This window comes from Myxococcus sp. XM-1-1-1, from assembly GCF_020037095.1.
In the GTDB taxonomy this organism is placed as follows: Bacteria; Myxococcota; Myxococcia; order Myxococcales; family Myxococcaceae; genus Myxococcus; species Myxococcus fulvus.
This window is the reverse complement of the sequence record NZ_JAIQDH010000026.1, coordinates 14,933-35,083: the sequence shown is the minus strand read 5'-3', so window position 1 is coordinate 35,083 and position 20,151 is coordinate 14,933. Positions and strand designations below refer to the sequence as shown.

14 protein-coding genes and 1 CRISPR repeat array (1 of these 15 running past the window's edge) are annotated in these 20,151 nt (G+C 70.1%); of the genes, 11 read left to right on the top strand and 3 right to left on the bottom strand.

Annotated elements, in window-relative coordinates; all coding sequences use genetic code 11:
- Positions 1–7 precede the first annotated feature (7 nt).
- The 4 genes from K8640_RS35590 (at position 8) to K8640_RS35575 (ending at position 6,878) form a co-directional block, all read left to right on the top strand.
- Positions 8–1,837 (top strand): Hsp70 family protein, encoded by a 1,830-nt coding sequence (locus tag K8640_RS35590; protein ID WP_046716815.1) that lies wholly within the window; start codon positions 8–10, stop codon positions 1,835–1,837.
- On the top strand, positions 1,837–3,006 hold the full coding sequence (locus tag K8640_RS35585; RefSeq protein ID WP_223751155.1) for a TIGR02266 family protein: 1,170 nt from the start codon (positions 1,837–1,839) through the stop codon (positions 3,004–3,006). The genes K8640_RS35590 and K8640_RS35585 overlap by 1 nt, the downstream gene beginning before the upstream one ends.
- Before the next feature lie 174 nt (positions 3,007–3,180).
- Positions 3,181–5,304 (top strand): beta-propeller domain-containing protein, encoded by a 2,124-nt coding sequence (locus K8640_RS35580; protein WP_223751154.1) that lies wholly within the window; start codon positions 3,181–3,183, stop codon positions 5,302–5,304.
- Positions 5,305–5,459: 155 nt separating this feature from the next.
- Positions 5,460–6,878, top strand: coding sequence for an MATE family efflux transporter (locus tag K8640_RS35575; RefSeq protein WP_223751153.1), 1,419 nt, complete (start codon positions 5,460–5,462; stop codon positions 6,876–6,878).
- A 22-nt stretch (positions 6,879–6,900) separates the two neighbouring features.
- Here K8640_RS35575 and K8640_RS35570 read toward each other — a convergent pair whose 3' ends face one another.
- From K8640_RS35570 to K8640_RS35560, 3 genes are all read right to left on the bottom strand, one after another.
- Complete coding sequence (locus K8640_RS35570) at positions 6,901–7,614, bottom strand: esterase family protein (RefSeq protein ID WP_223751152.1); 714 nt, start codon at positions 7,612–7,614, stop codon at positions 6,901–6,903.
- Positions 7,615–7,732: 118 nt separating this feature from the next.
- Complete coding sequence (locus K8640_RS35565) at positions 7,733–9,241, bottom strand: aldehyde dehydrogenase family protein (RefSeq protein ID WP_223751151.1); 1,509 nt, start codon at positions 9,239–9,241, stop codon at positions 7,733–7,735.
- Between the two features lie 156 nt (positions 9,242–9,397).
- Positions 9,398–10,882: a glycosyltransferase family 39 protein gene (locus K8640_RS35560; RefSeq protein WP_223751150.1), complete on the bottom strand. Its 1,485-nt coding sequence runs from the start codon at positions 10,880–10,882 to the stop codon at positions 9,398–9,400.
- Between the two features lie 248 nt (positions 10,883–11,130).
- Between K8640_RS35560 and cas3 the strand changes: the two genes are divergently transcribed.
- Genes cas3 through cas2 form a run of 7 tightly spaced genes read left to right on the top strand, consistent with a single transcriptional unit; the run spans position 11,131 to position 18,701 of the window.
- Complete coding sequence (gene cas3, locus K8640_RS35555; RefSeq protein ID WP_223751149.1) at positions 11,131–13,359, top strand: CRISPR-associated helicase Cas3'; 2,229 nt, start codon at positions 11,131–11,133, stop codon at positions 13,357–13,359.
- 21 nt (positions 13,360–13,380) lie between these two features.
- On the top strand, positions 13,381–14,031 hold the full coding sequence (gene cas5c, locus K8640_RS35550; protein WP_223751148.1) for a type I-C CRISPR-associated protein Cas5c: 651 nt from the start codon (positions 13,381–13,383) through the stop codon (positions 14,029–14,031).
- The gene (cas8c, locus tag K8640_RS35545) at positions 14,028–15,776 is read left to right on the top strand and encodes a type I-C CRISPR-associated protein Cas8c/Csd1 (protein ID WP_223751147.1); all 1,749 of its coding nucleotides are present in this window, start codon (positions 14,028–14,030) and stop codon (positions 15,774–15,776) included. Before cas5c ends, cas8c begins: the two co-directional genes overlap by 4 nt.
- A gap of 39 nt (positions 15,777–15,815) precedes the next feature.
- On the top strand, positions 15,816–16,730 hold the full coding sequence (gene cas7c / locus K8640_RS35540) for a type I-C CRISPR-associated protein Cas7/Csd2 (protein WP_223751146.1): 915 nt from the start codon (positions 15,816–15,818) through the stop codon (positions 16,728–16,730).
- Positions 16,727–17,377: a CRISPR-associated protein Cas4 gene (cas4, locus tag K8640_RS35535; RefSeq protein ID WP_223751145.1), complete on the top strand. Its 651-nt coding sequence runs from the start codon at positions 16,727–16,729 to the stop codon at positions 17,375–17,377. The genes cas7c and cas4 overlap by 4 nt, the downstream gene beginning before the upstream one ends.
- A complete protein-coding gene (gene cas1c / locus K8640_RS35530) occupies positions 17,374–18,402 on the top strand; it encodes a type I-C CRISPR-associated endonuclease Cas1c (protein WP_223751144.1) in 1,029 nt (342 codons plus the stop codon). The genes cas4 and cas1c overlap by 4 nt, the downstream gene beginning before the upstream one ends.
- Positions 18,402–18,701 carry a CRISPR-associated endonuclease Cas2 gene (gene cas2 / locus K8640_RS35525; RefSeq protein WP_223751143.1) on the top strand — a complete coding sequence of 100 codons (300 nt, stop codon included), beginning with the start codon at positions 18,402–18,404 and terminating at the stop codon, positions 18,699–18,701. Before cas1c ends, cas2 begins: the two co-directional genes overlap by 1 nt.
- Before the next feature lie 203 nt (positions 18,702–18,904).
- Positions 18,905–20,151: direct repeats of the CRISPR family, unit length 37 nt; unit sequence GTCGCTCCTCGTGACCGCGAGGAGCGTGGGTTGAAAC (it continues 3,945 nt past the right edge of the window).

Here is a 20,151-nt window from a genome sequence, read left to right as displayed (position 1 = left end):
GCCCCCCATGCACGACCCCGTCATCGGCATCGACCTGGGTACCACCAATAGCGCCGTGGCCACCGTGGAAGATGGCCGGCCGCGCCTCATCCCCTCGCGCGCGGGGGGCCGGCTCACGCCCTCCGTGCTCGGCGTCACCAAGAGCGGCGAGCGCGTCGTGGGCCAGCAGGCCCAGGTGCTGGCGGAGGAGCACCCGGACGCGGTGGTCTGGGCCACCAAGCGCTTCCTCGGGCGCCGCTACACGCCGGAGCTGGTGCAGCAGGCGAAGGCGCTGGTGCCCTATCCGCTCGTCGCGGGCCCCGCCGGTGACGTGCGCGTGAAGCTGGCCGGGCGGGTGATGCCCTGCACGCAGGTCTCCGCGATGATTCTGGGCGAGCTGGCGCTGGACGCGCAGGCGCACTTCGGCCGCCCCGTCAGCAAGTGTGTCATCACCGTCCCCGCCAACTTCGACGACAACCAGCGCCAGGCCACGCGCGAGGCGGCCTCCATCGCGGGCCTGGAGGTGGTGAGGCTGGTGAACGAGCCCACCGCGGCGGCGCTCGCGTACGGGCTGTCGCGTGGCTTCGAGGGCAACGCGCTGGTGTTCGACCTGGGCGGCGGCACCTTCGATGTGTCCATCCTCGACGTGAAGTCCGGCGTCTTCGAGGTGCGCGCCACCGGCGGCGACCCCAGGCTGGGCGGCGAGGACTTCGACCAGCGAATCGTCCAGTGGCTCTTGGCCCAGGTGGACGATGAGCTGCGCCACGTGGTGTCGCAGGACGCGCAGAGCCTGAGGCGCCTGAAGGTCGCCGCCGAGGCCGCCAAGCGCGAGCTCACCGAGCATGAGGAGTCCACCATCTCCGTGACGGGGCTGGGCGACCACTCGGGCAAGGGCGGGCGCACGACGGAGCTGGAGACGGTGCTCACGCGCTCGTTCTTCGAGACGCTGTCGGAGCCCCTGTCTCGCCGCTGCCTGGAGGTGTGCGAGGGCGTGATGCGCGAGGCGAAGATGGACCCGCGCTCGGTGGACGTGGTGCTGCTGGTGGGCGGCATGACGCGCGTGCCGCTGGTGCGCCGGCTGGTCGCGGACTTCTTCGGTCGGCAGCCCTCCACGGACGTGCACCCGGACGAGGCCGTGGCGCTGGGCGCCGCGGTGCAGGCGGACGAGCTGCTCCGCCAGTCCGGTCAGGCGCTGCTGCTGGACGTGGCCAGCCAGAGCCTGGGCGTGGGCGTGCTGGGCGGGCGCGTGAAGCGGCTCATCGCGAAGAACACGGGCGTGCCCGTCGTCGCGCGCGACATCTTCTTCCCCGGCACCTCCGGCCAGCACGAGGCGCGCATCCCCGTGTACCAGGGCGAGAGCGAGTTCCAGGACGAGAACCACAAGCTGGGCGAGGTGGTGCTCAAGAACCTGCACGTGGCCGCGCGCGGAGACGTGCCGCTGGAGGTCGTCTTCGAGCTGTCCGGTGAGGCCATCCTGTCCGTGAAGGCCACGGACCTGACGACCGGCAACATGGAGACGGTGCGCCTGGAGGCGCGCGCGGGCCTGCCGCACGGCGAGGCGGAGAAGCTGGGCGCGGAGCAGGCGAACTACGCGAAGTCGCAGGGCGTGGTGGACGCGAAGCGCGCCGAGGAGCTGTTCCGCAAGCTGCTGGAGCGCGGCGAGAAGCTGGCGCGGATGCTCCAGAAGAGCGCGCAGGAGAACCCCAGCCCGGAGGCCGAGGCCGCGGTGGGCACGGTCCAGAAGCTGCTCGACGGCGGGCGCACCGCGCTGGACAGCAAGGATGCGGCGAAGTGCGCCGCCATCGCCCGGCAGCTCACGCAGCTGTTGTCCGGCGGCAAGCAGGAGCCGCGGGCCTGATGAACGCGCCCGGCTCCACCACGCGGGAAGCCGTGTTCGTGGTGGACGACTCGCGCACCGCGCGCGAGGTGGTGCGGCTGCACCTGGCCCGGCTGGGCTGCGAGCCGGTGACGCTGGAGGGCGGCGAGGCGTGTCTGGCGGAGCTGGCCCGCCGCGCGCCCATGCTCATCCTGATGGACCTGCGCATGGAGCGCATGCAGGGCGACGAGGTGTGCCGCGCGGTGAAGTCACACCCCGCGGGCCGCAACGTGCCCGTCATCATGTTCACCTCCGCCGGCGAGCCGCACGAGGTGATGCACTGCTGGCGCGCGGGCGCGGATGACTTCCTGCCCAAGCCCGTCGCGCTCGAGGCGCTGCAGGCCAAGCTGGTGGCGGTGCGCAACGCCCGTGAGCGCGCGAAGGAGGGGCCTCCCAAGGGCCGCCGCGTGCTGCTCGTCGAGGGCGGCCGCTTCCTGCACACGTTCCTGGGCGGCTCGCTGGAGCAGGAGGGCCTGCACGTCCTCTACGCACGCGACGCGCAGGACGCGGAGGCGCTCGCGGCGGAGCACGGCGCGCAGCTCGACGGCTTCCTCGTCGACGTGTCGCGGGCCCCGCGCGAGACGCTGGCCCTGGCCGCGCGGCTGCGCGACGCGAACCCGAAGAAGCCGCTGGTGCTCCTGTCGCGCGCGGAGGAGTCCGGTGAGGTGCTCGCCCGTGCGCAGGCCTTGTCGGGCGCGCCGCTGCTGGAGAAGCGCCACCTGGGCGCCGATGAGCTGCTCGGGCGCGTGCTGTCGCGGCTGACGCCCGACCGCGTCCCCCTGCGGGCCGCCGAGCGCGTGCCCTTCTTCACCGTGGTGGAGTTCGCCCCGCTGGCCGGGGGCGCCGCGCTGACGGGCTTCAGCCACGACGCCAGCCCCGAGGCCCTCTTCGTGCGCACGCTCACCCCGGCGCGCGAGGGCACCCGGTTGTCGTTGAAGGTGTCGCTCGCCGGACAGCGCTCACCGTGCTCGGCCGAGGCCACCGTCGTCTGGGCCAACCCGCCGCGCGCCCCTGGCGCCTTCCGTGCACCGGCGGGCATGGGCCTGCGCCTGGAGCGCATGGACCCGGCGCTGACGCAGCAGTTCGTCCGCTTCGTGCCGCGGACTCACGGATTTCCCCCCACGGGGAATCCGCGCGCCTCAGGTTTCTGAGAGGCCCTGGCGCCCGCAAGCCCCTGGAAATCCCGGTGTCCCGAGTCAGCGTGGTTGCTGGCATGGGGGTGGCAAGAGCGCGCCCGGGCCGTGCCGTCATCCGGGCATGGCGGGCTGGGGGATTCCAGCTCGCGCCGCGGATGGGGCCAACAGACACGAACCGGGAGGAATCTCATGCGGCGATGGAAGCGCTACGGATGGGTGGGGCTGGTGGCGGTGGCTGCGGTGGGTTGTGACGACGACAAGACGTATCCGCAGGTGGAGAACGAGCCGGTGGCGCAGGAGGCGCGGCTGGATGCCTTCGAGGGCTGCGAGGCGCTGGAGCGGCACATCGAGGACACGGCGACGAAGCGGATGCGCGCGTCGGTGGAGTCGATGCGGCCCCGCGGTCTGCAGTGGTGGTTCGGCGACGGCGCGGCGCCCCCCACGGGCGTGCCCATGCCCTCCGAGGACAACGGCGGTGCTGGCGCGCCGCGCGGCCCCGACGACTACACGGGCACCAACAACCAGGTGGCCGGCGTGCACGAGGCGGACTTCGTGCAGAACGACGGCAACCACATCTTCGTGCTGTCCGGGTCCAAGCTGTATGTGAATCGCTCCTGGCCCGCGGACCAGCTCACGCGCGTGTCGTCGCTGGCCATCGAAGGTCAGCCGCGCGAGATGCTCTACGACAAGGAGCGCCAGCGGCTGGTCATCGCGTCGCAGGTGTACGAGGAGCGTCCCGGTCGCCCCTCGGTGTGGGGGGATTCTCCGATGATGGGCGCGCCCCTGCCCGACTGCGCGGGCCCGCGCTGCGGCTACATGCAGGGCGGCACGCTGAAGGTGACGGTGGTGGACGTGTCGGACCTGGCGTCGCCCCAGGTGAAGCAGCAGGTGTTCCTGCCGGGCGGCTACCTCACCGCGCGCCGCGTGGACAGCGCCGTGCGGCTGGTGATGACGGACGAGTTCCGCTGGCCCTCGGACGTGCGCTTCTACCCCGAGTACTCCCGTGAGCTGGAGAACCGCGACAAGATGAACGCGGCGCTCGACGCGCTCATCGTCAAGAACGAGAAGCTCATCCGCGACCAGACGCTGGCGGACTGGGTGGAGCCCGGTCGCCGGGTGGCGGCGGACGGCACCACCACCGCGCTGCCCTTCTCCTGCTCGGACTTCTTCCACGCCAACGCGCCCACGGGGCTGGGCTTCGTGACGGTGCTGTCGCTGGACCTGGACACGGTGGAAGGCGCCGCGCCGCTGGGCCGCACCAGCGTGGTGTCCGCGCCGGGCGTGGTGTACGCGTCCACCGAGTCCCTGTACCTGTCCGCCAACCACTGGTGGTGGCAGCAGGTGGCGGAGCAGTCCGACCACTCGTACATCCACAAGTTCGACATCCGTGAGCCGGCGCGCGCCACGTACGTGGGCAGCGGCTCGGTGGCCGGAGTGCTGGTCAACCAGTTCGCCATGGACGAGCACGAGGGCGTGCTGCGCGTGGCCACCACGGTGACGACGTGGCGCACGGCGGGCAATGGTGACGGCGTGTCGACGCCCACCACCAACGGCCCGGACACCGTGAGCCGGCTGGTGACGTTCGCCCCGAAGAACGGGCGGCTGGAGGAACTGGGACGCAGCGAGGACCTGGCGCCGACCGAGCGCATCTTCAGCGCGCGCTTCGTGGGCAAGAAGGGCTACATCGTGACCTTCCGCCAGACGGACCCGCTCTTCACCTTCGACCTGAGCGACCCGGCGCACCCGCGCAAGGTGGGCGAGCTGAAGATTCCGGGCTTCTCCACGTACATCCACCCGCTGGGCGACACGCACCTGCTCACCTTCGGCGAGGACCGCGACGAGGACGGCGGCTGGCGCAACCGCGCGCTGAAGCTGTCGCTGTTCGACGTGACGGACCTGGCCAACCCCCGCGAGGCCTTCACCCACCGGATGGGGACGAGCGGCTCCAACAGCGAGGCCCTGCACGACCACAAGGCGTTCAACTACTTCGCGGCCAAGGGCCTGGTGGCGGTGCCCTTCGTGGACTGGGACTACAGCCGCCCCGACTACTGGTCCGGCTTCACCAGCGAGCTGCGCGTGTTCCGCGTGGACACGGCCACGGGCTTCACGCCGGTGGGCGCGGTGTCGGCGCGGGACATGTTCCAGCGCTTCGAGCACCCGCACTGGAGCTGGTACTGGGCGCCGGAGGTGCGCCGCAGTGTGATGGCGGATGACTTCGTGTACGCCATCACCGACGCGGGCATCCGCGTGGCCAACGTGGGGGCGCTCCAGACGCCGCTGGCCACCACGTACTTCGACGCGCCCGTGCCCTGAGGCACCGGTGTGACGGCGCGGGGCCTCGGGACACGATGTGGGTCTCGGGGCCCCTTCGTTTCGTGGGCACCCCAGGGGGTCAGGAGAGGGAGCGCGGGGGCGTCGCTCTCGGCTGGCGCATTCCATGGCGGAAGGCGCTATAGGCCGAGGCCGCCATGTCCACCGCCGTCGCACCCTCCTCGTCGTCGCCCCGGCCCGGCTCCCGTCGCGCCGCCATCCTGGCGGAGCTTCGCGCGCTCTCTCGCCTGGCCATCCCCATCGCGATTGCCCAGGGCGGCCAGTCGCTCATGGGGCTGGTGGACACGCTGGTGGTGGGGCGGGCGGGCACGTCGGCGCTGGCCTCCGTGGGGCTGGGCAACGGCCTGTTCTTCGCCGTCAGCGGCTTCGGCATGGGGCTGATGATGGGGTTCGACCCGCTCCTGTCCCAGGCGGTGGGCGGGCGCGCCATGGCGAGGGCACGGGGGCTGCTGTGGCAAGGCGGCTGGATGTCGCTGTTCGCCGGGCTGCTGCTGTTCAGCCTGCTGATGTTGTCGCCCCTGCTCCTGCCGCTCGCGGGCATCGGCGAGACGGAAATCGCGGGGGCCTGGGACTACCTGCTGTGGCGCGGGCCGAGCCTGCCGCTGATGCTGGCCTTCCTGACGATGCGCTCCTATCTCCAGTCCACCGCGTACACGCGGCCGCTGGTGGTGGCGACGGTGCTGGCGAACGTGCTGAACCTGGGCGCGGACATCCTGCTGGTGTTCGGCGGCGCGAACCTGCCCGGGTACCTCGGCCCCCTGCGGGCCGTGCCGGCGATGGGCGTGGCCGGGTCGGCGCTGGCCTCGACGCTGTGCACGATGTTGCAGCTGGGCGTGGTGGTGCTGGCCATCGCGAAGCTGCCCGCGCCGGAGGGCGAGCGGCCCGTGCGTCGGCCCGTGTGGAGCGACCTGGCCCAGGCGATCCGGGTGGGCGTGCCCATCGGCCTGCACATCGCCGCGGAGATTGGCGTCTTCGCGCTGGCGGGCGTGCTGTCGGCGGGGCTGGGAGCCGCGAGCGTGGGGGCGCATCAAATCGCCATCGCGTACTCGAGCGTCACCTTCACGGTGGCCATGGGCATCGGCAACGCGGGGAGCGTGCGGGTGGGCTGGGCGGTGGGCGCGCACGACACGCCCCGGGCGCGGCTCAGCGGCTTCATCGCCTTCGCGGGCGGCGCGGGCTTCATGGCGCTGGGGGCGCTGGCGTTCGCGCTCTTCCCCGGGGCCCTGGCCCGGCTGGCGGGCGCCCCCGAGGACGTGCTCCCGCTGGTGGTGCCCCTGCTGATGGTGAGCGCCATCTTCCAGGTGTTCGACGGGGTGCAGGGCGTGGGCGCGGGCGTGCTGCGCGGCGCGGGCGACACGCGCTTCACGTTCCTGGCGAACATGGTGGGGCACTACGCCATCGGCCTGCCGCTCACGCTGCTGCTGGGCTTCAAGCTGGGGCTGGGCGTGGTGGGCATCTGGTGGGGCCTGTGCGCGGGGCTCATCGCGGTGGCGCTGTCGCTGCTCTGGCGCTTCAACCGCATCAGCGCCGGCACGCTGCGCCCGCTCGAGTCGTGAGCGGGCGCGGCGTCCTCGCCGGCTACCAGGGCAGGTACTGCTGAATCATCTCCCGCCAGACGGGCCAGTCGTGGTTGCCGCCCTGCCAGATGGCGAGCTGGTTGCCGATGTCCTTCTTCCACAACAGGCTGGAGAGGTGCTCGTTGGAGGGGCGGCAGAAGTCGTGCTCGCCCACCGCCAGCACCATCTCCACGCGCTGGAGCGCGGCGAGCTGGCTGTTGTCGTGGACGTTGGGCAGCCACTGCGTGGCGGAGTGGAAGTAGACGTCGTTGTCCTGGTGGCCGTCGAGGAACTCGTCCGTCTCGAACTTGCCGCCCATGGAGATGAGCCGGCGGAAGACGTGCGGGTGGCGCAGGCCCACGTTGTACGTGTGGAAGCCGCCGAAGCTGCACCCGGCCAGGGTGAGGCGCCCGCCGGTGCTGCGGCTCATCAGCAGCGGCACCACCTCGTTGAGCAGGTATTGCTCCCACTCCTGGTGCCGGGCGATGCGGTCATGCGGGTGCACGGACGTGTTGAACCAGGACTCTTCGTCCACGGAGTCCGGGCACACGATGACGTAGCGGCCGGACTGGACGCGGTCGGCGATGGCGCCGATGAGGCCGAAGTCCTCGGCCTGGAAGAAGCGGCCGCGACTGGTGGGCAGCAGCAGCACGGGTTCTCCCGAGTGGCCGTAGAGCAAGAGCTCCATGTCCCGATGCAGGCGCGCGCTATGCCAGCGGTGGTATTCGCGGTTCATGGGGCGCGAGCTTAACCGCGCCGCGTCAAGGACGGGCAACGTCAGGTGCGTGTGGTCCTGACGGACCTCGCTTTCGCCGCGGCGGGTGTCGGGTGCTGGAAGGATGCCCCCGGGGAGTTCAGTCCGGCCAGTTCCCCTCGAGGGCATGGGGGCCTTCGGTGAAGGCGTGCACCAGGTGGGTGCCACCGACGAAGGCGCCGGCCCAGGAGCCGCCCTTGCCGCCGAAGGGCTCCTCGCGGTCTCCGCGCGAGCGCAGCCTGTTGATGCCGACCTTGAAGGCCTGCAGCTGGGAGGCGAGGCGCTCGGCGAGCTGTGGGTCATCGGTGGCCACGGAGGCGACGAGCGCGCCTTGGGAGACATTGGCTTCGCGGATGAGCTCCTCCTCGGAGTCCACGGACATGAGGACGTCGACGGGGCCGAAGGGCTCGCGCAGGTAGAGCTCGCTGTCGCGAGGCACGCCGAAGAGCAGGGTGGGGGCGATGTAGCTCCCGCGCGACTGGCCCGGGGTGAAGGCGTCGTCGGCGAGCGTGCCCTCGTGCAGCACCGCGGCGCCGCGCTCGCGGGCGTCGTCGATGAGCGCGCGCAGCTCCGCCACCTTGCTGGCGGAGATGAGCGGGCCGAAGTCCACGTCGCCGCCGAGCAGTGGGTGGCCCACGCGCAGCGAGGACGCGGCGTCCACGTAGGCGCGCACGAACCGGGGGACGAGGGACTTCTCGACGACCCAGCGGGTGTAGGCGGTGCAGCGCTGCTTGCCGAAGTCGAAGCCCGCGCGAATCTGGCGGGAGAGGCCGTCCCAGTCGGTGAACCGGGTGATGGCGTAGGCGTTCACGCCCTCCATCTCCAGGGCGTAGCGCTTGTTCGTGTCGCGCAGGCGGCGGTGGACCTCGGCGCCGTTGGCGCGGCCGCCGATGAAGGCGACCCCGGCGATGAGCGGGTGGCCCACGAGGGCCTCGGAGAGGTCCTTGCCTCGACCGCCCGCGAGCGACACGGGCAGGCCCGCGCGGCGCATCAGCGCGAAGGCGAGGGTGAGCGAGACGCCGCCCCCTTGCGTGGGAATCTTCGCGATGACCGAGTTCCCCGCGAGCGTCTGCACGAGCACGTTGAGCAGCAGGACGGAGAAGGGATAGTTCCAGGAGGCGATATTCGACACGAGGCCGAGCGGCGCGCGGGACTCGAGCATCGGGCCGATGTTCTCCAGGTACCACTCGAGGCCGGTGAGGCAGCGGTCCACGTCGTTGCTGGCCGTGGGCAGTGTCTTGCCGATGTCCCAGGCGAGGACGCGGACGAGCAGGTCCCGGTGGTCCTCGAGCGAGTCCAGCGCGTCGAGGACGGCGTGCATGCGCGCGTTGAGCGAGCGGGCGGACCAGGGGAGGAACTCGCCGGCGGCCTTCTCCACGGCCTGGACGGCCTGGGCTTGAGAGAGCAGCGGCAGTGACGCGAGCACCTGGCCGTCGATGGGCGAGCGCGCGTCGAACCACGCGGGCGGGTGGACCCAGGAGCCCGCGATGGGGGAGAGCAGACGGCCTTGGGCGTCGAAGGCCTCGGGGATGACTCGCCGGGCTTCGGCCAGCAGGCGGGAGCTTTCGAGGTGAAGCAGGGGCTCACCAACGAGTTCAATCTGCGACATGGGTCCACCTCCTCGCGCGTCGGGATTCGCTCCGAAGGATTGAGGCCGCGTTCATGACGGGTCGCGGCATGGGCGAATATCGTCACGCGCGCGCAGGATGTCTGGGCAAGCGGGCGAGGCCCTGGGTGGACGGCTCCGCCGGGTGGGCGGGGGATGTCAGGGATTGCGACGCCAGAGCTCCGCGTCGCGGGTGAAGTGCTCGCGGACCCATTGCTCGCTGGTGTCGGAGAGCTGCCACTCGCCACGGCCGAGGAGGAGCAGGACGTCGCAACGTGGGAGCAGCTGGAGCGCGGTGCGTTGCGAGTGCGCGTCCTGGAAGGCGGCCTCCGCGTTGGGGAAGCGCGTGGGCGCCAAGAGCGCGTCGTTCAACATGAGGCCGTACGGGTCGACGAACGCGGGATTGCCGAGGGGCAGGCCGGGGAGTCTGTCGGCGGCGATGGCCCACGCGGGCTCGAAGGCGCAGAGCGCTGCATCCGTGGGGACGGTGGACCTGAGCGTCTCACCGAGCGGGAGGAGGAAGCGGTCCTTCTGTTTCGCGGCGCGGAGGACGCCGGGGAGGGTGGTGAGGATGAGGAGGGCGGTGACGGCGAGGGCGATTCGCTGGGTGCGCGCGCCGTGGAGTTGGCGCGCGAGAAAGTCCGCGCCGAGGCCCGCGAGGACGGCGGTGGTGGGGGCGAGGTGCGCGTTGTACTGGGACCAGTAGCTCTTGGAGGCGAGGAAGGTGGCGACGGTGAGGAGCCACGCGGCGCTGAAGAGGCGCTCGGTGACGGCGTCCTGCTGACGCGTGCGCGCGAGGGCCACGGTGACGCCGATGACGGTGACGAGGGTGAGGCCCAGGCGTCCGTCGACGAGGATGGAGAGCAGGCGACTGGTGAGGCTCGAGTCTCCGTCGGGAGGGCGGAGGAGCTGGAAGCGCAGCAGGCCCTGGAGCATCGCGTCCGGGGCGAGGAGGAAGAAGGGGCCGAGCCACAACAGGCCCACGCCCGCGGCGACGAGGATGACGCGGGCGACGCGCGAGCCTTCGCGTGACATGCCGCGAGCCCAGGCGACGGCGAGGACCCAGGCGCCCGCGGTCAGCTTGATGGCGCAGGCGGTGGCGAGCAGGGCTCCGGCGAGGAGGTCTCCTCGCTGTGTCTGTCTTTGCGTGGTGGAGGGGCGGAGCCAGACCCACGCGAGGGTGAGACAGGTGAGGTTGAGGAGGGGCTCGAGGAAGGGGCCACGCTCGGTGGACACGGCCTCGGGGTAGACGGCGTAGGCGAGCGCGGCGACGAGGCCCGTGCGAGTGCCCCAGCGCTGCTGGGCGATGCGGCCGCTGAGCAGGGTGCTGAGTGCACCCGCGAGCGGCATGAGCCAGCGGACGACGGAGAAGGCGAGGGCGGGGCCGAGGCCGTGTGAGAGCGCGGCCACGGGGGAGAGCAGCACGGTGATGCCGGGCGGGTGGACGAAGAAGTAGTCGCGATAGGGCAACAGGCCCTGGGAGAGGAGCGCGGCGGCGCTGAAGTAGACACCCTCGTCATAGTCGACGGGATGGCCGAGCGCGCCGCCCCGGTGGAAGAAGCCCGCGATGCGCAGGAGCCACGCGCCGGCCGCGACGAGCAGCAGGGGCCACCAGGGCTGACGATGCGCGGGCTCGCGGTGCACTGGACGGCGCGTACCAGATGCCCCTGGGTGTGTCGAGGTGAACCCCGGCTCCCGGGCGCGGTTGACTCAGGGGACGTCTGGGGCGGTGACTGTCTTTATCGCGGGACGGTCCATACCCCCGGGGAGGTAGGGACGACCTTTCATGAAGCTGTCATAGCTCCCTGCGTGCGATGGAAACGCGCGTGGGTTTGTGTCATGGCTATGGACAGTGACAAGGGATTGGACCTGCGATGGCAGGTGGTGGGGGGATGATGTCTGGCGATGTGTCTTCGCGCGGGGTGACGGCGGAGCCGCTGGCTCACGTCACGGCGGAGGGGCGTCCACATCTGCTCCGCGAGCACTTGATGGAGGTGGGGCGCCTGGCCGCGCTGTTCGCGGCCCGCGAGGACATGCGCGTGTTCTGTGAGCTGGCGGGGCGCTGGCACGACCTGGGCAAGTACCGGCCCCACTTCCAGTCGCGCATCCGCAAGGAGAACGGCTTCGAGGCCCACCTGGAGGTGGGGAGCTCCTCGGACAAGGACCATGCGACGGCGGGCGCGCTGTGGGCCTTGCGCATGGAGCGGCGGCTGGGGCCCCTGGCGATGGCCATCGCGGGACACCACGGTGGACTGCGTGACGCGGAGAAGTTCCGGAGTCGCGTAGGAGACCCCGAGAAGCTGAAGCTCCTGGAGGAAGCGCTGACGGCGGGCGTTCCGGAAGACCTGCGTTCGCTGACGCCAGGGCTGGACTTCAGCTGGCTCGAGAAGCTCTCCAAGCACCGGCTCGAGTTCTGGACGCGGATGCTGTTCTCGTCCCTGTGCGACGCGGACTTCCTGGACACGGAGGCCTTCTACGACGCGTCCCGGGTCGAAGCGCGGCGCGTCGGCGCGACGTTGGAGCAGCTCGCGCGAGCGCTGCGGGCCTTCATGGACCAGAAGCAGAGCGGTGCGCCGGACACGCCGGTGAACCGGGTCCGACGCGAGGTGCTCTCGGCGGTGCTCGCGCGCGCGCCGAGTCCGCCGGGTGTCTTCAGCCTCACCGTGCCCACGGGCGGCGGCAAGACGCTGACCTCCATGGCGTTCGCGCTGGAGCATGCTCGGGCACGAGGGCTTCGGCGGGTCATCGTCGCCATCCCCTACACGTCCATCATCGAGCAGAGCTCGGGGGTGTATCGGGAGGCCTTTGGCGAGCTGGGGAGCGCCGTCATCGAGCACCACTCGTCCGTGGACCCCAAGCGGGAGACGGCGCTCAACCGCGTGGCCAGCGAGAACTGGGACGCGCCGGTCATCGTCACCACCACGGTGCAGCTGTTGGAGAGCCTGTTCGCCTGTCGGACCTCGGCGTGCCGCAAGCTGCACAACATCGCCGGGAGCGTCATCGTATTGGACGAGGCGCAGACGCTGCCTCCCGCGCTGCTGACCACCATCCTGGACGGGTTGAAGACGCTGGTGGAGGACTACGGCTGCTCGGTGGTCATCTGCACCGCGACCCAGCCCGCGCTGGGCATGCGTCCTGGGTTTCCCGAGGGCTTTTTCTCGGTCCAGGAGCTGGTGCCGCCGGAGCTGAACGCCTTCGAGCGGCTGCGCCGCGTGACGGTGCGCTGGCCCGAGAGCCGCGAGCCCATGTCCTATGAGGCGCTGGCCGAGGCCGTGGCCGGCGAGCGCGATGTGCTCGCGGTGGTCCACCGTCGGGATGACGCGCGCGAGCTGTGCGCGCTGGTGGACGCGCGTGTCGGTGAGGGGACGACGCTGCACCTGTCCGCGCTGATGTGCCCGGAGCATCGCTCCAGGGTGCTGGCGGACATCCAGAAGCGGAAGCGGCGCGGGGAGCCGGTGCGACTGGTGGCGACGCAGTTGGTCGAGGCCGGCGTGGACCTGGACTTCGCCGTCGTCTACCGGAGCCTGGCGGGGCTGGACTCGCTGGCTCAGGCGGCGGGGCGCTGCAATCGCGAGGGTCGGCTGGAGACGCTCGGCGAGCTCCGTGTGTACGAGGCGAAGACGCAGCCGCCCCCCGGCGTGCCGCAGGCGGCGCTGGCGGTGACCCGGACGCTGCTGGCGCAGGACCCCGCGCTGGACCTGTTCTCACCCGACAGCTTCCGTCGGTACTTCGAGCGGCTCTACGCGAACGCGGCTCGGGATGGGAAGGGCATCCAGGAGGCTCGGGCGGCGCTCAAGTACGAAGAGGTCTCCACGAAGTTCCGGCTCGTGGAGGACGACTGGAGCGCGCCCGTGGTGGTGCCCTTCGAGGGCTGTGAGGCGGTGCTCGACGAGGTGCGGCGACTGGGGCCCTCGCGTGAGCGGCTGCGGGCCTTGCAGCGCTTCACGGTGACGGTGCCGCGCAAGCTCCGCGAGGTCTGGGTGGAGCGGGAGCTGGCGGGCGTCGCGGCGGAGACGGTGGTGTTCCTCGGGCCCGAGCATCGGTCCGCCTACGACGAGACCTTCGGGCTGCTGCGCGACCGGGTGGGAGTGCTCGACCCGGCCTTCCTCATTCCCGGCTGACGAACTTCAGGAGGTGTGTGGATGAAGACGAGCAAGCGGTTTCGCGTGCGGGCCCGAGGGCCCGTGGCCTGCTTCACCCGCCCGGAGATGAAGGCCGAGCGGGTGAGCTACGAGGTGATGACACCCTCGGCGGCGAGGGGCGTCTTGGAGGCCATCCTCTGGAAGCCGGCCATCCGCTGGCAGGTCCACGAGATCGCCGTCCTCGCGCCCGTGCGGTGGACGAGCTTCCGCCGCAACGAGGTGAACAGCCGCGCCGTGGTGGGGAAGTTCGACTACGCGGCGGACGAGGACCGCGCGCAGCGCAACACGGTGGCGCTGCGAGATGTGGACTACGCCATCACCGCGTCGTTCTCGCTCGTGGCGGGCAAGGCGGGCCCCGAGGACAACGTCCGCAAGTTCGAGGAGATGTTCGAGCGGCGGCTGGAGAAGGGGCAGTTCTTCCACGCGCCGTACCTGGGCTGCCGCGAGTTCGCCGCGCGCGTGGAGCCGATGGTGGAGGACGTCCGGCCCGTGGACCTGGAGGTCGAGCGCAGACCACTGGGGCTCGTGTTCTACGACTTCGAGTTCGGTGAAGCGACGCGCCCGCTGTTCTTCGAGGCGTCCCTGGACCGGGGCGTGCTCCACGTGCCGGGCCGGGACGAAGTGCTCAAGCAGAACGGAGGCCAGCCATGATGCTCACGGCGCTCAACGACTTCGCGCGCGAGCGCGGGTTGGTGGACGACCCGCTCTACGAGACGAAGCCCGTGGACTTCCTCATCCGCCTGAGCGCGAAGGGGAAGCTGCTGGGACTGGAGCCCACGCAGGACGAGAAGGGACGGGGCAAGCCCCTGTCGATTCCGAGACTGCCAACGCGCGCCGTGAACATCGCCGCGGGCTTCCTGGCGGACAACACCAAGTACGTCCTGGGCCATGACCCCGAGGCCCGGGAGGGCAAGGCCGACAAGGGGGCGCCACGGCTGGCTGCCTTCGTGAAGCTGGTGAAGGAGGCGGCGGCGGACACGAAGGTGCCCGAGCTGCGCGCCGTGGAGAAGTTCCTCGAGGACGACGCGGCGCGCGCGAAGGTCGTCGAGGAGCGCGCGGCGGATGAGTGGACGGGCTCGGAGTTGTTCGCCTTCGTCGTGGGCGATTCGCTCGACCCCGTGCATCAGCTCCCCGAGGTTCGTGCATGGTGGGAGAAGCGGAGCGCGCACGCCGCCGCCCAGGGCAAGGTCGGTCTGTGTCTGGTGACCGGGACCGTGGGCGTGGTGGCGCGGACCCATCCGAAGTTGAAGAACATCCCGGAGGCCCAGGGCGCGGGGGCGGCCCTGGTGTCGTTCAACGCGGACGCCTTCGAGTCGCATGGGATGGAGCAGGGAGACAACGCACCCGTCTCGCAGCAGGCCGCGCTCGGGTACGTGCTCGCGCTCAACGACCTGCTCCGCAAGTCGGAGACCCGCCGGTTCCGACAAGGCATCCAGCTGGGGGATGGCTCGGTGTTGGTGTTCTGGACCAACAGCACCGCCGAGCAGGAGAGCCAGCTGCTGGCCCTGCTCGACCCGACAGAGGAGGACCTGCGGCGCTTGCTGGAGGCGCCGCTCATCGGCCTGGAGCCCGGAGCGCTGGATGCGAGGCGCTTCTATGCCGTCACCCTCGCTGGCAACTCCGGCCGTGTCGCCGTGCGCGACTGGTTCCAGACCAGCGTCGGTGAGGTGAAGGAGAGCCTTCGCCGGTACTTCGCGGATCTGCGGCTGGGCGCGGTGGCACAGGACAAACCCACGCCCATCTGGCGCCTGCTCAAGGCCGTCGAGGCCCCGTCTGGACGCGGGCTGAGTCCCGACGTCGCGACGCGGATGCTGGGCGCGGCGTTGAGGGGACAGCCCTTCCCGCGACAGCTGCTCTCAGCGGCGCTGGACCGTCTGCGGCTTCCCCCCTCGGACGACAAGCTCGAGCGCGAGCAGCTCCGCCTCCGCGTCGCGCTCATCAAGGCCACCCTCATCCGGCTTCCCCGCAGTGGACCCACTTCCCTGGAGGTCTCCGTGTCATTGGACAAGAGCAACACGTCCCAGTCGTATGTCCTCGGTCGGCTCTTCGCCGTGCTGGAGCGCCTGCAGGGCGCGGCGCTGGGCGACATCAACGCCAGCATTCGTGATCGATATTTCGGTGCGGCCTCGCGCAACCCCGTCACCGTCTTCCCCCGGTTGCTCCAGCTCTCCGTGCACCACGCCTCGAAGGCGGAGGCTGGCGGCTGGTTGGAGAAGAAGAAGGGCGAGGTGATGGCGCTGCTGCCCTCGGAGAATCCCTTCCCGCCCGTGCTCTCGCTCGAGAACCAGGGGCTCTTCGCGGTGGGCTACTACCACCAGCGCGAGGATTTCTTCACGAAGCGCCCGCAGGCCGAAGGCAAGGCCGCGAAGGACGCTTCCTCCAAGTCTGACGACTGACCACCGCTTCCACGATTCCCATACGAGAGAGAGAACGCCATGTCCGAGCTCAAGAACCGCCACGACTTCGTCCTGCTGTTCGACGTCCAGGATGGCAACCCCAACGGAGACCCCGACGCGGGGAACCTGCCGCGCATCGACCCGGAGACGGGAGACGGCCTGGTCACGGATGTCAGCCTCAAGCGCAAGGTGCGCAACTTCATCCTGCTCACTCAGGAGAAGAAGCCCGGGTTCGACATCTTCGTGAAGGAGAAGGCCGTCCTGAACTCCACCATCGCCCAGGCCTACAAGGACCTGGGCGTCGACCTGAACGAGAAGCCCAAGAGCGACAAGGATGGCAAGAAGCGCAACACCAAGGGCGAGGCCCAGGGCTCCGAGGTGGACCAGGGCCGTGCGTGGATGTGCAAGACGTTCTTCGACGTGCGGACGTTCGGCGCCGTCATGTCCACGGGCGCCAACGCGGGACAGGTCCGCGGGCCGGTGCAGCTCACGTTCGCCCGCTCCGTGACGCCCATCGTCTCGCTGGAGCACTCCATCACCCGCATGGCCGTGGCCACCGAGGCGGAGGCGGAGAAGCAGGGCGGCGACAACCGCACCATGGGGCGGAAGAACACGGTGCCGTACGGGCTCTACCGCGCGCATGGCTTCGTCTCGCCGCACCTGGCGAAGCAGACGGGCTTCAGCTCGGGCGACCTGGACCTGCTGTTCAAGGCCTTCCTGAACATGTTCGAGCTGGACCGCAGCGCGGCGCGCGGCCTGATGTCCATGCGCAAGGTCATCGTGTTCAAGCACGGCTCGGAGTTGGGCAATGCGCCCGCGCACGCGCTGTTCGACCGGGTGCAGGTGACGCCCGTGAACGGGGAGAAGCCCGCGCGCTCGTTCAAGGACTACACGGTGAAGGTGGACACCGCGAAGCTGCCGCAGGGCATCGAGGTGATGGAACTGGCGGGATGACCTCCGCTCGCGAGACGTGGGTGGCGCTGTCCGCATTGCAGCACCTGTTGTTCTGTGAGCGGCAGGCGGCGCTCATCCACGTGGAGCAGCTCTGGCGGGAGGATGTGCGCACCGCGACGGGGCGGCTGCTCCATGAGCGGGTGGACCTGCCCGGGCATGATGCTCGGCCCGGGCGGCGCGTGGAGCGCGCGGTGAGGCTGGGGTGTGAGCGGCTGCGATTGGTGGGGCGCGCGGACCTGGTGGAGTACCACCCGGATGCCTCGAGCCCCACCGGGTGGCGGCCGTATCCCGTGGAGGTGAAGCGGGCGAAGCGCAAGTCACTCGAGGCGGACTGTGTGCAGCTCTGTGCCCAGGCGCTGTGCCTGGAGGAGATGCACGGTGTCCCTGTTCCCGAGGGTGCGCTGTTCCATGGCGCGCAGCATCGGCGGCAGGTGATTGTGCTGGATGCGCGGCTGCGGGCCCGGACGGAGGAGGCGGTGGCTCGGATGCATGAGCTGCTGGCGCGGGGGAGCGTGCCCGTGGTGGCGAGGGCTCCGAAGTGTGAGTCGTGCTCGCTGGAGCCGCTGTGCCTGCCGCACGTCACGGCGGGACAGCGGCGTGCCTCCGAGCATCTGCGGCGGATGGTGGACCTGGAGGAGGTGTCGTGACCACCGCGCTCAATACGCTGTTCATCACCGTGGAGGGCACCCGCCTGAACAAGGAGGGGGAGCGGGTGGTGGTGACGGTCCAGGGCGAGAAGAAGGCGGAGGTGCCGCTGCGGCACCTGCGCTCGGTGGTGTGCCTGGCGCGGGCGTGGATGACGCCGGAGCTGTTGGAGAGCTGTGTCGAGGCGGGCATCCACGTGTCCTTCTTCGGGATGACGGGGCGCTTCCTGGCGCGCGTCGAGGGGCTTCCGGGGGGAAATGTGCTGCTGCGCCGCGAGCAGTATCGCGCGGCGGATGATGGGGGGAGGACGTTGGCCATCGCTGGGGCGATGGTGGTGGGGAAGGTGAGCAACGCGCGGCAGTTTCTCCTGCATGCGAAGCGGGACGCGGCGGCGGAGCAGGCGCAGCCGTTGGAGGAGGCGGCGCGGAAGCTCGCCGAGCACTTGCGTGCGGTGGGGCGAGCGGAGGAACTGGCGCAGGTGCGCGGGCTGGAGGGCATCGCGGCCCGGGACTACTTCGAGGTGTTCCCGTGCCTGCTCAAGGGCGGGGCGCGACGGTTCGGGTTCGATGGGCGGAATCGCCGGCCTCCGAGGGACCCGCTGAATGCGTTGCTGTCGTTTGGTTATGCGCTGCTGGCGCAGGACTGCGCGGGGGCGCTGGCGGGAGTGGGGTTGGACCCGGCGGTGGGGTTTCTTCATGAGGACCGGCCGGGGCGGCTGTCGCTGGCGTTGGACTTGATGGAGGAGCTGCGTGCGCCCGTGGTGGACCGGCTGGTGTTCTCGCTGGTGAACCGGGGGCAGCTCAAGCCGGAGGACTTCAAGGAGGAGGCCGCGGGTGCGGTGATGCTGCGGGACGAGGCGCGCAAGGCGTTCCTCGTGGCGTACCAGGCGGCGAAGCAGGTGGAAGTGCAGCATGTCTTCCTGGGGCAGCAGACGAGCTGGGGGCTGGTGCCGCACCTGCAGGCGTTGTTGCTGGCGAGGACCCTTCGAGGGGAGCTGGACGGATATCCTCCGTTCGCGGTGCGCTGATGCGGAAGGTCACCGTGCTCGTCTGCTACGACGTTCAGGTGAGTGACCCGACGGGCCCCAAGCGGCTCCGGCGGATGGCTCGGATGTGCAAGGACCATGGGGTCCGGGTGCAGTACTCGGTGTTCGAGTGCGTGCTGGAGCCGAAGGACTGGGTCGTGCTGCGCGCACGGCTGCTCTCGGAGCTGGATGCGGAGAGCGACAGTCTGCGGTTCTACTTCTTGAGCGAGGATGTCGCTCGGAAGACGGAGCACCATGGCACGCGGGTTCCATTGGATGTCGAGGGGCCGCTCATCCTGTGAGCGGCTTGCCTGCCCTGACTGGGGCGCGCGAACCTGTCCCGGTGCGTGCTTCGTCGGAGGTTCGCGCTCTTTGAAATCTCGAATAGTCGTAGGGAGTTACGCGGAGGTGACGAGGCACGCGGACTGGATGGACGGGCCTGTGGACCCAAGTTCGCGCGGACCGGCCGGATTCCCGAGTGATTGTGGTAGTTTGGACGGGCAGGGTCGCTCCTCGTGACCGCGAGGAGCGTGGGTTGAAACAAGAGCACCAAGGCCGCGCTCACGCTCGCGTCGTCGCTCCTCGTGACCGCGAGGAGCGTGGGTTGAAACCTCACGCTCCCAGTTCCGCCGCGAACGCAGTGGACGTCGCTCCTCGTGACCGCGAGGAGCGTGGGTTGAAACCTCTACCCACAGATTCAGCATGCCGTTGCCCAGGAGCGTCGCTCCTCGTGACCGCGAGGAGCGTGGGTTGAAACTGGAGATGGAAGAGGAGGAAGCGTGAACTTCATGGTCGCTCCTCGTGACCGCGAGGAGCGTGGGTTGAAACGGGCCGAGGTCGTAGACGCCTCTGCCGGGGCTCGTCGCTCCTCGTGACCGCGAGGAGCGTGGGTTGAAACGCTGGGACGTAGCAGCGCGGAGTGAGCCCCGTCAGTCGCTCCTCGTGACCGCGAGGAGCGTGGGTTGAAACGGGTGTTGCTACGGCGGTGCTGCGACTACGTCGTCGCTCCTCGTGACCGCGAGGAGCGTGGGTTGAAACGCCCACGTCTCGGTGAAGTCGGCCGCGTCGGCCAGGTCGCTCCTCGTGACCGCGAGGAGCGTGGGTTGAAACGATGGGGTCTGGGCGCTCTCCGAGCACGCTGAGGTCGCTCCTCGTGACCGCGAGGAGCGTGGGTTGAAACTTGAGGTTGGCCAGCGTGCGCTCGCTGTCCACGAAGGTCGCTCCTCGTGACCGCGAGGAGCGTGGGTTGAAACACCTTGACGGCCATGCCCACCGAGAAGGGGCGAGTCGCTCCTCGTGACCGCGAGGAGCGTGGGTTGAAACCCTTTGGCCTCCAGTGCATTTTTCTCAGCCCGGGTCGCTCCTCGTGACCGCGAGGAGCGTGGGTTGAAACCGCCAAATCCACATTGAGCGCTGCGCCCTAAATGGTCGCTCCTCGTGACCGCGAGGAGCGTGGGTTGAAACCTCGTGGTGGGCACTGCGGAGGGCCCGAGTCAGGTCGCTCCTCGTGACCGCGAGGAGCGTGGGTTGAAACGCCCTCGGCGTCCGTCAGCGGGCCGTCAGGCGGCGTCGCTCCTCGTGACCGCGAGGAGCGTGGGTTGAAACTGACGAGGACAGCACCGTCGTCATCAGCCTGCTGTCGCTCCTCGTGACCGCGAGGAGCGTGGGTTGAAACGTCTGCTGCTGCATCTGGGCATTCGCGAGGTTCGGTCGCTCCTCGTGACCGCGAGGAGCGTGGGTTGAAACGGCCTG

Excerpts from the sequence above, each read along its gene's own strand:
- K8640_RS35590 (WP_046716815.1), top strand. The coding sequence starts at position 8 with ATGCACGACCCCGTCATCGGCATCGACCTGGGTACCACCAATAGCGCC.
- K8640_RS35585 (WP_223751155.1), top strand. The coding sequence starts at position 1,837 with ATGAACGCGCCCGGCTCCACCACGCGGGAAGCCGTGTTCGTGGTGGAC.
- K8640_RS35580 (WP_223751154.1), top strand. The coding sequence starts at position 3,181 with ATGCGGCGATGGAAGCGCTACGGATGGGTGGGGCTGGTGGCGGTGGCT.
- K8640_RS35575 (WP_223751153.1), top strand. The coding sequence starts at position 5,460 with ATGTCCACCGCCGTCGCACCCTCCTCGTCGTCGCCCCGGCCCGGCTCC.
- K8640_RS35570 (WP_223751152.1), bottom strand. The coding sequence starts at position 7,614 with ATGAACCGCGAATACCACCGCTGGCATAGCGCGCGCCTGCATCGGGAC.
- K8640_RS35565 (WP_223751151.1), bottom strand. The coding sequence starts at position 9,241 with ATGTCGCAGATTGAACTCGTTGGTGAGCCCCTGCTTCACCTCGAAAGC.
- cas3 (WP_223751149.1), top strand. The coding sequence starts at position 11,131 with ATGATGTCTGGCGATGTGTCTTCGCGCGGGGTGACGGCGGAGCCGCTG.
- cas5c (WP_223751148.1), top strand. The coding sequence starts at position 13,381 with ATGAAGACGAGCAAGCGGTTTCGCGTGCGGGCCCGAGGGCCCGTGGCC.
- cas8c (WP_223751147.1), top strand. The coding sequence starts at position 14,028 with ATGATGCTCACGGCGCTCAACGACTTCGCGCGCGAGCGCGGGTTGGTG.
- cas7c (WP_223751146.1), top strand. The coding sequence starts at position 15,816 with ATGTCCGAGCTCAAGAACCGCCACGACTTCGTCCTGCTGTTCGACGTC.
- cas4 (WP_223751145.1), top strand. The coding sequence starts at position 16,727 with ATGACCTCCGCTCGCGAGACGTGGGTGGCGCTGTCCGCATTGCAGCAC.
- cas2 (WP_223751143.1), top strand. The coding sequence starts at position 18,402 with ATGCGGAAGGTCACCGTGCTCGTCTGCTACGACGTTCAGGTGAGTGAC.